The following is a 12,991-nucleotide window of genomic DNA, read 5'->3' as shown; positions in this document are numbered from 1 at the left end:
GACACGGTTCGACGGGTTTTCTCATCGCTCCGCCGGGAGGATCGCTCAGCCCGTCACCCGGGCGGCGTTGCCGGCGTCGATCGGCAGCACGGTGCCGGAGATGTGTGCGGACGCCTCGTCGGCGAAGAACAGAACCGCACGGGTGACCTCGGCCGGGTCGAGCCACGGCACCGGTTGTGCGTGCAGGGAGGTGAACACCGGAGCGACATCGTCGGCGGTCGGATGTTCGAGGTCGGGCCGCAGCATCCCGTAGAGCGCGTCGTTGTGGATCATCGGCGTGGAGATGTTGCCCGGGGCGACGGCGTTGACGGTGATGCCGTTCTGCGCGAGGTCCAGGGCGGCGCTCTTCGTCAGGCCGATCACGCCCCACTTCGACGCCGCATACGCGGCCATGTTGGTGTTGCCCGCTCGGCCGAGCATCGACGACACCGTGACGATACGACCGTAGCCGCGTTCGATCATCCCCGGCGTGACCGCGGCGACGGTGTTGAACACCCCGGTGAGATTGGACGCGATCGCTTCGTCCCACATCTCCTGCGGCATGCGGTACACCGGTGCCGCGACCGACACCCCGGCATTGGCGACCGCGATGTCGATCCGCCCGAGTTCGGCGTGGGCACGAGCCACCAGCGCGTCCATCGCCGGACGGTCGGCGGTGTCGAGTGTCGCAGAGACGGCGCGGCGACCGGTCGCCTCGACGAGTTGCACCGTCTCCGCGAGGTCCTCCTCGGTCGCCAGCGGATATCCCACCACCGGTGAGTCGGAACACCGGTCGCAGACGACCACGTCGGCGCCTGCCTCGGCGAATGCGACGGCGTGCGAGCGTCCTTGGCCCCGCGCCGCTCCCGTCACGAATGCGACCTTACCCTCGAAACCCATCATGACGTCCTTCCGTCGGCGCGTGATCACCTCCCTTGTACCGCGCCGAGCGAAAGGACAGATGGGTGATTCCCGGACAGCGGACATGCCCGGGGAGCAGGCACGAATCAGACGGGGATCAGAGCCCGGTCCGGGCCTTCACCCGTCCCTGTTCGATGGCGTCGTGCAGCGCCTGCAGGTCGCGTTCGTTGCGGTCCGCGTAGGCCACCGCGAACGACGAGACCGCCTCGTCGAACTCCTCGTCCGTGCCGAGATAGGCCGCCAGTGCGATCCGGTCGCCGGCCCGCGCATGGGCGAAGGCGAGGACTCGGCCGCAGAGTCGGCCGTAGAGCTTCAGGCCCTTGGGCACCATCTCCTCGATCACCGCCGAACCCTTGCCGTCGCGGAGCTGACGGATATAGAAATCCCGGTTCACCCCGTCGGCCCCGGCGCCCTGCTGCCAGCCGAGGAAGATGTCGCTCGCCGACTGCATCAGCCGCTGACCGTTGACGACCCGTTCGCCCTCGTTCCGGAAGGTCGGACCGTCGACGTAGTACGACAGCACCGAACGCTGGGCCTCCTTCGCCTGCAGGAACAACGGATCGTCGTCGTCCGCACCGCGCAGCAGGAGGATCCACGCCCGCGTGCCGACACTGCCCACTCCGACGACCTTCCGCGCGGCCTGGACCAGTTCGAACTGTTCGAGGAGGACTCGGCGGTCCCACTGTAGTGTCGCCCGGTACGAACGGACACGGCCGTACAACTCGTCGTAGATCGCCTCGGCGTCGAGGTCGGCGAAGACCTCTTCGACGGGCACGATGAGCGGCGGATCGCTGATGATCCGGCGGTGACCGTCGATGATGGTGGTCAGCTTCTCCAGTGCCTGGAGGCTGTCGCGGCGCGAGGCCTTGTCGAGCGCTTTCCGCGTGCGTTTCTCCATCTTCGCATCCAGCAGGCCACCCAACCCCGCTATCTCGATCGTGGGATCGAGGTGGGAGTACCGCACGGCCAGATTTCCGAGTTGCGCTTGCCTACAGATCGTCTCGCGGTACTCTGCGGCACATGCCCGGGTGATCTTCCGGCGTTCCTTCGCGGTGAACCCGTTGTCGCGACCGGCGATCTCGAGGCTTGCGACCAGGCGCTTGACGTCCCATTCGAACGGCCCCGGATAGGTTTCGTCGAAGTCGTTGACGTCGAAGGCCGTTCTCCGTTCCGGAGTCGCGAACAGGCCGAAATTGCTCGCGTGGGCGTCGCCGCACAGCTGTGTGTGCAGACCACTGTCGGATGTGCGCGACAGATCGTCGGCCATCACCAGTGCAGCACCGCGGAAGAACGCGAACGCCGACGTCGCCATGCGGCCGTACCGGACCGGAACGAGCTGGGGGACGCGCGACTGCGCCTGACTCTCGAGCAGCGCGATCGGATCCCGGGACGACTCCCCGAGATCGGCCAGCGACTCGACGGGAGTGCCCCTCCGAGCGGCGAGACCGTTCTGGACCCGCTGTTCGCGCGTCGGATGCACGACATGTCCGTCCGTGGCCGACATGGGTCCTCCCGCGGGGATACCACCGGAGTGTGGGCCTTCATAGTAGGCAGGCCTGCGGTCCCCTGGGAGGGAAACGGCGTCAGGACCGCGACAGCACCAGCCCTGAGGTCGGAACTCCTGTTCCTGCCGTGACCAGGACGTGGTCGACGTCGTCGACCTGGTTGACGGCCGTGCCGCGGATCTGCCGTACGCCCTCCGCGATGCCGTTCATGCCGTGGATGTAGGCCTCGCCCAGCTGACCGCCGTGCGTGTTGATCGGTAGCCGTCCGCCCACCTGGATGCCGTCGGCGACGAAGTCCTTGGCCTCACCGCGGCCGCAGAAACCGAGTTCTTCGAGCTGCATGAGCACGTACGGGGTGAAGTGGTCGTAGAGCACGGCCGTGGCGATGTCCTGCGGCCCGATGCCCGCCTGCTCCCACAACTGGTCGCCGACGATGCCCATCTCCGGCAGGCCTGTGAGCCCGTCCCGGTAGTAGCTGGTCATGATGTACTGATCGGGTCCGCTCCCCTGCGCCGCGGCCGCGATCATCGCTGGGGTCTGCTTCAGGTCCTTCGCCCGCGCGGCGCTGGTGACGACGATCGCGACGCCGCCGTCCGATTCCTGGCAGCAGTCGAGCAGGTGCAGCGGCTCGGCGATCCACCGCGAGTTCTGGTGGTCCTCGAGCGTGATCGGCTTGCCGTGGAAGAACGCCTTCGGGTTCGTGGCGGCGTGCGCCCGATCCGCGACCGCCACGGCGCCGAAGTCGGCGCTCGTCGCACCGGAGACGTGCATGTAGCGTTGCGCGACCATCGCGACGAACGAGGCCGGTGTGCTCAGCCCGTGCGGGTAGGAGAACGCGTTGTCGGTTCCCGACGAATTCACCTGTGCGGCAAGGTCAATGTTGACCTGCCCGTACCGCGCGCCGGACCGCTCGTTGAACGCCCGGTACGCGACCACCACGTCGGCCACGCCGGTCGCGACGGCCATCGCCGCCTGCTGCACCGTCGCGCACGCCGCACCGCCGCCGTAGTGGATGCGGGAGAAGAACTTCAGGTGGGGAATGCCCACCGAACGGGCCACGGCCACTTCGGTGTTGGTGTCCATCGTGAACGAGACCAGACCGTCGACGTCGGCCGGGGTCAGTCCCGCGTCGTCGAGGGCGGCGCACACCGCTTCGGCCGCGAGGCGGAGTTCGCTGCGGCCGGAGTCCTTCGAGAAGTCGGTCGCGCCGATGCCGACGATCGCCGCTGCACCCGACAGGCCGCTCATGCGGTGCCTCCGATCACGACAGTGGCTGTGGCCGTGATGTGTTTGCCCAGACTGTTGGTGCCGGTGATGTCGACGGTGACCAGTCCGTCCTCGACGGACGCGACGGTACCCGAGAGGGTCAGGGTGTCGTAGGCGTACCAGGGCACACCCAGTCTCAGCGAGATCGACTTCACCACCGCGCGGGGGCCGGCCCAGTCGGTGACGTAGCGCTGCACGAGGCCGGTGTCGGTGAGGATGTTGACGAAGATGTCCTTCGATCCGCGCTGCTGTGCCTTGTCGCGGTCGTGGTGCACGTCCTGGAAGTCGCGTGTGGCCAGGGCCGTCGACACGATGAAGGTGGGATCGGCGTGGATCCCGAGGGAGGGCAGGCTCTCGCCCGTCGTGACGGTCGGGGTGCTCACACGTCCTCCTCGAGGGGCTTCCAGGCGTACAGCGTCCACGGCTGCCCGCCGGTCTCGTCGTCGCCGGGGAAGTCGAGGAAGGTGACCTCGACCGGCATCCCGATGCGTACCTGTCCAGGGTCGACGTCGCGGAGTTCACCGAGCATCCGGACACCCTCGTCGAGTTCGACGAGCGCGACGACGAAGGGCACCTGCCGCCCCGGCACCTTGGGCGCGTGGTGGACGACGAAGCTGAACACCGTTCCGCGACCGGAGGATACGACGTAGTCGGTGGTTTCCGACTTGTCGAGCCAGAGCGCCGGGACGGGTGGGTGCTGCAGGGTGCCGTCGGGGCGTTGCTGGATGCGCAGTTCGTGGGTGGCCACGCCGTCCCAGAAGAATTGCGTGTCGCGGGAGACGGACGGGCGGAGCATCCGCGTGGGGTCGAGATCGTCGCGTACCGCGGATGTGGGCCGGTCTTCCGACGTCTCCGCGCGCTCGTCCTTCGACGGCGGTGCGAACTTCAGGATGCGGAAGAGCATCTCGGCGACGACCTCGTCGCCGACCTTCCACAGGTTGCGGGTGGTGAAGAACCATCCCTCTCCGAGCCCGGTCCGCTTCGGGCCGACGACGTCCTCGAGGGTGGATTCGATCGTCACCTGCTCGCCGTGGCGCAGGTAGCGGTGGTAGATCTGGTCGCAGTTGGTGGCGACCACCGAGGTGTAGCCGGCGTCGTCGAGGATCTGCGTCATCCGGCCGAGCGGGTCGTCCTTCTCGCGTTCGGCGCCGAGGCCGCGCATCGTCCACACCTGCGCCATCGCGGGCGGGGCCACGAGACCACCGTGACCGGCTGCGATCGCCGCGGTCTCGTCGGTGTAGATCGGGTTGTCGTCGCCGATCGCCTCGAGCCAGTTGCGGATCATCGGCATGTTCACCGGATCGCGGCCGGGTCGCGGCGCGGACGGGCCGTCGCCGCGGACCTTCTCGGCCGCCTGCCGGATCTCCTCGGGGATCCTCCCCCGAGCATCTCGTGTCACCGAACCTTGTGTCACCGAATCTCGTGTCACCGAATCTCGTGTCACCGAATTCTCCTGCCTCACCGCGGGACCCGCGGCATGCCCAGACCGGCGGTGGCGATCAGTTCGCGCATCACCTCGTTGACGCCACCGCCGAAGGTGATGACGACATTGCGTTTGGCCATCATGTCGAGCCAGCGGAGCAGATCGGCGGTGTCGTCGTCGGCCGGATCGCCGAAGGCACCGACGATCTCCTCGGCGAGGCGCCCGACGCGCTGGATCCGCTCGGTGGCGAACACCTTGGTCGCCGAGGCATCGGCGATGTCGACGGCGTCGTTGCTGCTCGCCGCGACCTGCCAGTTGAGCAGTTCGTTGAGTCGCCAGGTCGCGTGGATCTCGCCGAGTGCGCGTCGCACCTCGGGGCGGTCCCGGAGTTCGTGGGCGCGGCCCCATTCGACGAGCCGGTCGTAGATGCCGGCGACGCGACCGGCCGGGCCGAGCATGACGCGTTCGTGGTTGAGTTGGGTGGTGATGAGCTTCCAGCCCTTGTTCTCCTCGCCGACGAGCATCTCGACGGGAACGCGTACGTCGCTGTAGTAGGTGGCGTTGACGTGGTGGGCACCGTCGCACGTGATGATCGGCGTCCAGCTGAAGCCGGGATCCTTGGTGTCGACGATGAGCACGGAGATGCCGCGGTGACGCGAGTCGGCGGGGCCGGTGCGGACGGCGAGCCAGATGTAGTCGGCGTCGTGCCCGGCGGTGGTGAAGATCTTCTGTCCGTTGACGATGTAGTGGTCGCCGTCGCGGACGGCGGTGGTGCGCAGGGCGGCGAGGTCGGTACCGGCCTCGGGTTCGGAGTAGCCGATGGCGAAGTGCACCTCGCCGGCGAGGATGGCGGGCAGGAACTTTCGCTTCTGTTCGTCGGTCCCGTAGACCTGCAGGGTCGGGCCGACGGTCTGCAGGGTGACGCTCGGCAACGGCACGTCGGCGCGGACGGCCTCGTTGGCGAAGATCTGCTGTTCCACGTCGCCGAAGCCGCGGCCGCCGAACTCGACGGGCCAGCCTACGCCGAGCCAACCGTCCTTGCCCATGCGACGCACGACCTCGCGATAGGTGGGGCCGTGCCGCTCCGTGCGCATGATCGCAGCCTCCTCGGGTGAGACGAGGCTGCTGAAGTAGCGCCGCAGTTCGGCTTGCAGTGCGCGCTGGTCGTCGGTCAGATCGATGAACACCGGGCCCCCACGAGGTCGAGTCGGTACGAGGCGCCGCCGAGCAACCGGGCGAGGTCCTTGGCGGTCGACGAGTACTTGTGCAGCGGATAGGTCTCGTCCACACCCACGCCGCCGTGCAGGTGGTGCAGCACCCGCATGGCCGGCGGCAGTTCGGCGGCGATCCAGTAGGCGGTGATGTCGAGATCGTCCGCGGCGTCGAGACCTTCGGCCAGGCGCCAGACCGACGACAGCGCCGCGACGTGCAGGGTGCGGGCGGTGACGTAGACGTCGGCGATCTGCTGTGCGACGGCCTGGAAGGTCGCGAGCGGCTTGCCGAACTGGTGCCGCTCGCTGACGTGCTTCGCCGTGAGTTCGGTTGCCCCGGAGAGCAGTCCGTCGGCGAAGGCCGCCACGGCGGCGAGCGCGATCCGGTGGAGCATCGCCACAGCGTCGGTGCCGGATTCGGCGAGCAGGACACCCACGGCGCCGTCGGCGCGCACCGAGAACTCGGGAGAGCCGGTCGAGGTGGGGCTCGAACGCAGGGTCATGCCCACGGCGTCGGGAGCCACCGCGACCACGCCTGCGTCGGTGGGCAGCAGCACCACGCGTGCCCGATCGGCGTAGGGCACGGCGACGAACGAACCGGTGACCGCGTGGCCCCCGTCGGTGGCAACCGCCGTGGCGGCCGGTTGCTCCGGGAAGGCGCGCCCCGGTTCGCCGAGCGCGGCCGTGAGCACGGCTCCTTCGGCGACGCCGGCGAGCAGGTCGTCCTGTTGCTGTTCGGAGGCGAGCGCGAGGATCGGCAGCACGCCCAGGCCGAGGGTGGCCAGGGCCGGGGTCTGCGCGGCTCCGCGTCCGATCTCGGTGAGCACGGTGGCGACCTCGCCGAGCCCGAGGCCCGCCCCGCCGAGACGCTCCGGCAGAGCGAGCGAGAGCAGGTCGGCGTCGGCCAGCGAGGCCCACAACGCGTCGTCGGTGAGGCCGCGTTTCAGGAGACCGGCCGCCACACCGGCGATTTCCTCCTGTGTCTCGTCACGTGCGAAGTCCACCGTCACCCACCTTCGAATAGAACGTGTTCTAGTTGTAGCACTCCCCGGCGCCCTGCGGAAGGACCGCTCAATCGCGCGGCAGGCCCAGGAGCCGCTCGGCCGCCATGGTGAGCAGGATCTGCTCGGTTCCACCGGCGATCGTCAGGCACCGGGTGTTGAGGAACTCCCGGGTGAGCGGACCTTCCACCCAGCCGGCCTCGCCCGCGAGATCCATGGCGAGCTCGGCGGTGTCCTGCCGCTGCCGCACGCCGATGAGCTTGCGGACGCTGGACGCGGCGCCCGGATCCTGCCCTTCGAGCTGCGCGAGGGTCGCCCGCAGATCGAGGAGCGAACCGACCGTCGCCTCCCCGATCTGCGTCGCGATGCGGTCCTCGGCGACGGGATCGCCAGGGGTCGACAGTTCGAGCAGTTCCTCGATGCGCGGCCCCAGCGACGATTTGCCCCCCATTGCGACGCGTTCGTTGGCGAGGGTCGTGCGGGCCAGCTTCCAGCCGTCGCCGAGATTGCCCACCACGCAGTCGTCCGGCACGAAGACCGAATCGAGGAAGACCTCGTTGAACAACGCGTCGCCGGTGATCTCGCGCAGCGGCGAGATCGTGATGCCCGCCGACTTCATATCGACGAGGAAGTAGGTGATGCCCTTGTGCTTGGGGACGTCGCGGTCGGTGCGGGCGAGACAGATCGCCCAGTCCGCCTGCTGTGCGAGCGAGGTCCACACCTTCTGCCCGCGCAGCACCCATCCGCCGTCGGCCTTCTCGGCACTCGTGCGCAGCGCCGCGAGGTCCGAGCCGGCGCCGGGTTCGGAGAACAGCTGACACCAGACCACATCGCCGCGCAGGGTGGGCATCACGAAACGCTCGATCTGCTCGAGTGTTCCGTGTGCGAGGACGGTCGGAATCGCCCACCAGCCGATCACGAGGTCGGGACGTTCGATGCCGGCGGCGGCGAGCTCCTCCTGGACGACGAGCTGTTCGGCGGCGCCGGCTCCGCGACCGTAGGGCGGCGGCCAGTGCGGCGCGAGCAGGCCCGATTCGGCGAGGGCGACACGGCGCTCGGATTCGGGTGCGGCGGCGATCTTCTCGACCTCCGCACGGATCCGCGCGCGTTTCTCCTCGTGATCGGACAGGTCGATACCGAGGTGACGGCGCGCGCCGTCGCGGACCAGGGTCGTCAGCCGCGAGCGCCACGCGGTGGAACCGCCGAGCACCTGGCGGGTGGCGACCGCACGGCGGAGATAGAAGTGTGCGTCGTGTTCCCATGTGAACCCGATGCCGCCGAGCACCTGGATCGCGTCCTTGGCGGTCTGCACCGCGGCATCGAGTGCGATCGCTGCGGCGGCCGCCGCCGCGATCGGCAGTTCGTCGGGCTGCGCGTCGACGGTGACCGCCGCATCCCAGGCCACGGCCCGGATCTTCTCGGTGCGGCAGAGCATTTCGGCGCAGATGTGTTTGACGGCCTGGAACGAACCGATCGGTTTTCCGAACTGTTCGCGGATCCTCGCGTACTCGACGGCGGTGGTCAGCGCCCAGCCGGCGAGACCGGCCAGCTCCGCGGCGGCGAGGCCGGCGGTCAGGTCGCGCACGAAGCCGGCCGGGACGGTCGCGACCCGATCGGCCGGGACCGTCGCGTCGTCGAGGCGGACGCGGGCCACCGCGCGGGAGGCGTCGATGGTCTCGAGCGGTTCGATGTGCAGACCCGGATCATCGGCCTCGACGAGCGCCCAGCTCTCGACGGCCGGATCACCTTCACCCGCGACACGGACGAGCACGGCGACCCCGGCTTCGGCACCCACGGCCGGTCCGGCCTCACCGCGCAGCAGGACTCCGTCCCCCGCCGGCTCCGCGGTCACGGCCGAGTCGAGAGCGAGCGCGGTGGGGACCTCACCCTCGGCGAGCCGTTCCGTCGTCTTGGCGACGGTCTCACCGGCACGGCCGAACACGAGGGCGGCCACGACGGTGGTCAGGATCGGGCCCGGTGCGAGTTCGTAGGCGGCCTGCTCGAGCATGACGGCCAGGTCCACGGTGGTCGCGCCGAGGCCGCCCGCCTCCTCCGGGACGGCGACGCCGAAGACTCCGAGTTCTGCGAGGGAGGACCAGCCGTCGCGCCACGTCGCGTCGCTTGCGCGACGTATCGTCGACATGGGGTCTACGGCACGTGACCAGGCCTGGACAGATGCCTGAACGGCCCGCTGCTCCTCGGTCGTGGCGATACTCACAGCGGTTTCCGCCCTTCCGAATGACATCATTGCTAGAACGTGTTCTAATATGGCACCGATTCAGAGTCAAGGCGTGAGGAAACGAATCTATGGCCACCCCGTCCCGCTCCCGTGCCAACGGACACGGAACTCTGACCGCCCTCACCGAGGACGATCTCAGTTCCAATGCCCAGAAGGAACGGCGCAAGCGGATTCTCGACGCCACCCTGGCGCTCGCGTCGAAGGGTGGTTACGAGGCCGTGCAGATGCGGGCGGTGGCAGAACGCGCGGACGTCGCGGTCGGCACCCTCTACCGATACTTCCCGTCCAAGGTCCACCTGCTGGTCTCCGCCCTCGGCCGTGAATTCGCCCGCATCGAAGGCAAGGGCCGGATCCCACCCGGCCACAGCCCCCTCGAGCGCATGCACCTCATCCTGGGCCTGATCACCAAGGCCATGCAGCGCGATCCCCTGCTCACCGAGGCCATGACACGGGCGTTCATGTTCGCCGACGCTTCCGCCGCCGCCGAGGTCGACCAGGTGGGCACCCTCATGGACCGACTGTTCGCACGGGCCATGAACGACGGCGAGCCCACCGAGGAAGAACTCGCCATCGCACGCGTCATCAGCGACGTGTGGCTGTCGAATCTCGTCGCCTGGCTCACGCGCCGTTCGTCGGCCACCGATGTCGCCCGCCGGCTCGAACTGACGGTGGAGCTGCTGCTCGGCGACGGCTCGCGCGTGCCGAAGACGGTCGCGTCGGAAGCCTGACGGCGCTCGCGTCCGAAGCCCCGCGGCGCTCGCGCCGGAAGCCCGACGTCCGATCCGCCGCTTCCTGTAACCGGAAACACGTGGTCGCAATACCCAGCGGGTCGGATTCGTGCCCCACTCTGACCTAACGTGGAGCAGGTGAGTGCCCACGATCTTCCGATTGACCTTCGACGTGCTCTGGTGGCTGTCGCGCGGACGCCCCGCCTGCTCGTGGCGACCGACTACGACGGCACCATCTCCCCCATCGTGAGCGATCCCGAGAAGGCCTACCCGCACGACGATGCGGTGCGGGCGCTGCGGGGCCTCGCCGCTCTGCCGTCGACGGCCGCTGCCGTCATCTCGGGACGCGCTCTCAAGGATCTCGCCGCCCTGTCGCGCCTGCCGGTCGAGGTCAAACTCGTCGGCAGCCACGGCTCCGAGTTCGACATCGGATTCGTCCACGAGATCGATCCCGACGCGAGGGACCTCCTCGCCACGATCGTCGAGGGACTGCACTCGGTGGCATCCCGGTTCGACGGCGTGCAGGTGGAGGCCAAGCCCGCGAGCGCCGCGCTGCACGTGCGCACCGCCTCCCCCGCCGATGCCGAGCAGGCCCTCGATCTCGTGCGCAGCGGCCTCGCGCTCCGGCCCGGTGTGCAGGTCACCGAGGGCAAGGCAGTCATCGAGTTGTCCGTGGTGCCCACCGACAAGGGCAAGGCGCTCGACGTCATCCGCCACCAGGAAGCCGCCAGCGCGGCGGTCTTCTTCGGCGACGACGTGACCGACGAGAAGGCCTTCCGTTCGCTGCAGGGCCCGGACGTCGGGGTGAAGATCGGCGACGGCGACACCGCCGCCGAGTACCGCGTCCGCACCAGCGAAGAGGTCATCGCCGCACTCGCGTTCCTGCTCGAGGAACGTCGCACCTGGTTGTCCGGCGCCCACGTCGCGCCGATCGAACGCCTGACCATGCTCGCGAGCCCCCGCTCGAAGGCACTCGTCACCCCCGACGGCACGATCACCTGGCTGTGCCACCCCGAACCCGATTCCGCGGCGGTGTTCGCCCATCTCCTCGGCGGTGACGCAGCCGGTCACTTCACCATCGGCCCGACCCGCCAGGCACTGCCGCTCAGCCAGCGCTACGTCGACTCGACGATGACGGTGGTGACCCGGTGGGCGTCGCTCGCGGTGATCGACTACCTCCCGCACGACGTCGAGGCCGGCCGTACCGACCTCACGCGCGTGATCACCGGGCGCGCGAGCGCGGTGGTGACCTTCGCCCCGCGACCGGAGTTCGGACAGGGACAGGTCACCCTCGAGGTCGAGGACGACGGCATCCGCGTCATGGGCTTCAACGAGCCCTACGTCCTGCGCTCCCCCGGCGTGCGGTGGGACATCACCACGGACGGCGTGCACCAGACGGCCCACGCCGTGGTCAACCCCACCGAGAACGACATCATCCTCGAACTCCGCTGCGGCACCGACGATCTCGATGAGCACCCGGTGCCGGAGGTCGAGCGTCGGGCACAGTCCGAGGCCTACTGGCACACGTGGGCGTCCCAGCTCGAGCTGCCGCCGCTCAAGCCCGATCTCATGAAGCGTTCGGCGCTCACCCTGCGGGGGCTGGTCCACGGTCCGACGGGCTCGATCCTCGCCGCGGCGACCACCTCGCTCCCCGAGGAGATCGGCGGTGTCCGCAACTGGGACTACCGCTACTGCTGGCTGCGCGACGCCGCGCTCACGGCGCAGGCGCTCGTGCGGGTCGGATCCCTCGAGGAGGCCGAGAACTATCTCGACTGGGTCCACCGCGTCCTCGAGACCGTGCCGGGCCCCGAACGTCTGCACCCGCTGTACACGCTCGCCGGCGGACCGCTGCCGCCCGAGGCCGTGATCGACTCGCTTCCCGGATACGCCGGTTCGCGGCCCGTGCGGGTCGGCAACGCGGCGAACCAGCAGGTGCAACTCGACGTCTTCGGCCCGATCGTCGACCTGATCGCCGACCTCGCGCACAGCCGCGAGTCGCGCGGCGTGTCCCACGACCGTGCCCTCACCGACCGGGACTGGGAACTCGTCTGCTCGATGGTCACCGCGGTCGAACGGCGCTGGTTCGAACCGGACCACGGCATCTGGGAGATCCGCCACGCACCCCGCCACCATGTGTACTCGAAGGTCATGGGGTGGCTGACCGTCGACCGGGCACTGACGCTCGCCGAGAAGTTCGGCCGGACCGCCGGCGAGGGCTGGGCGGCGCTGCGCGACGAGATCGCCGAGGAGGTCACCGAGAAGGGCTGGAACGACGAGGTCCAGTCGTTCACCTCGGCCTACGACGGCACCGATCTCGACGCGGCCACCCTGTTCATCGGCCTCACCGGACTCGTCGACCCGCAGGACGAGCGGTTCCGGGCGACCGTGCAGGCCACCGAACGGGAGTTGCGCAGCGGCGCGACCGTCTACCGCTATCACAGCGACGACGGCCTGCCGGGCGCCGAAGGCGGCTTCCACCTGTGCGCGGCGTGGCTGGTCGCGGCCTACCTGCTGGTCGGGCAGCGCAACGACGCCGAGGCGCTGTTCGCGCAGCTGGTCGCGGCGGCCGGACCGACCGGGCTGCTCAGCGAGGAGTACGACCCCGTCGCGGAGCGTGCGCTGGGCAACCACCCGCAGGCGTACAGTCACATCGGTCTGCTGCGCTGCGCCCAGCTGCTGTCGGGCGCGAAGGCCACGGGCGACCGGCAGCACTGAGCT

Annotated in this window: 10 protein-coding genes; 2 read left to right on the top strand and 8 right to left on the bottom strand. The window is 69.2% G+C overall.

The window, feature by feature from the left end:
• Positions 1–45: 45 nt before the first annotated feature.
• From IM25_RS08825 to IM25_RS08790, 8 genes are all read right to left on the bottom strand, one after another.
• Positions 46–882, bottom strand: coding sequence for a mycofactocin-coupled SDR family oxidoreductase (locus IM25_RS08825; RefSeq protein WP_174556294.1), 837 nt, complete (start codon positions 880–882; stop codon positions 46–48).
• A gap of 115 nt (positions 883–997) precedes the next feature.
• On the bottom strand, positions 998–2,404 hold the full coding sequence (locus IM25_RS08820) for a DUF2252 domain-containing protein (RefSeq protein WP_033096914.1): 1,407 nt from the start codon (positions 2,402–2,404) through the stop codon (positions 998–1,000).
• 79 nt (positions 2,405–2,483) lie between these two features.
• Positions 2,484–3,653, bottom strand: a complete 1,170-nt coding sequence (locus IM25_RS08815) for a lipid-transfer protein (protein WP_019290166.1) — start codon at positions 3,651–3,653, stop codon at positions 2,484–2,486.
• Positions 3,650–4,054, bottom strand: coding sequence for a MaoC family dehydratase (locus IM25_RS08810; protein WP_033096915.1), 405 nt, complete (start codon positions 4,052–4,054; stop codon positions 3,650–3,652). The genes IM25_RS08815 and IM25_RS08810 overlap by 4 nt, the downstream gene beginning before the upstream one ends.
• Complete coding sequence (locus IM25_RS08805) at positions 4,051–5,070, bottom strand: bifunctional MaoC family dehydratase N-terminal/OB-fold nucleic acid binding domain-containing protein (RefSeq protein WP_033096916.1); 1,020 nt, start codon at positions 5,068–5,070, stop codon at positions 4,051–4,053. The genes IM25_RS08810 and IM25_RS08805 overlap by 4 nt, the downstream gene beginning before the upstream one ends.
• A gap of 59 nt (positions 5,071–5,129) precedes the next feature.
• Positions 5,130–6,281: an acyl-CoA dehydrogenase family protein gene (locus tag IM25_RS08800; RefSeq protein ID WP_065995970.1), complete on the bottom strand. Its 1,152-nt coding sequence runs from the start codon at positions 6,279–6,281 to the stop codon at positions 5,130–5,132.
• Positions 6,266–7,309 (bottom strand): acyl-CoA dehydrogenase family protein, encoded by a 1,044-nt coding sequence (locus IM25_RS08795; RefSeq protein WP_065995969.1) that lies wholly within the window; start codon positions 7,307–7,309, stop codon positions 6,266–6,268. The genes IM25_RS08800 and IM25_RS08795 overlap by 16 nt, the downstream gene beginning before the upstream one ends.
• Before the next feature lie 67 nt (positions 7,310–7,376).
• A complete protein-coding gene (locus IM25_RS08790) occupies positions 7,377–9,524 on the bottom strand; it encodes an acyl-CoA dehydrogenase (RefSeq protein WP_033096919.1) in 2,148 nt (715 codons plus the stop codon).
• Between the two features lie 89 nt (positions 9,525–9,613).
• On the opposite strand from IM25_RS08790, the gene kstR reads away from it, so the two are divergent.
• Both kstR and otsB read left to right on the top strand, forming a co-directional pair.
• The gene (gene kstR / locus IM25_RS08785; protein WP_006550468.1) at positions 9,614–10,273 is read left to right on the top strand and encodes a cholesterol catabolism transcriptional regulator KstR; all 660 of its coding nucleotides are present in this window, start codon (positions 9,614–9,616) and stop codon (positions 10,271–10,273) included.
• Positions 10,274–10,411: 138 nt separating this feature from the next.
• Positions 10,412–12,988, top strand: a complete 2,577-nt coding sequence (gene otsB / locus IM25_RS08780; RefSeq protein ID WP_065996507.1) for a trehalose-phosphatase — start codon at positions 10,412–10,414, stop codon at positions 12,986–12,988.
• Positions 12,989–12,991 lie beyond the last annotated feature (3 nt).

It is taken from the genome of Rhodococcus sp. p52 (assembly GCF_000763325.2).
In the GTDB taxonomy this organism is placed as follows: Bacteria; Actinomycetota; Actinomycetes; order Mycobacteriales; family Mycobacteriaceae; genus Rhodococcus; species Rhodococcus pyridinivorans.
The sequence above is the reverse complement of the archived record's forward strand: the minus strand, read 5'-3'. Positions and strand labels throughout refer to the sequence as shown.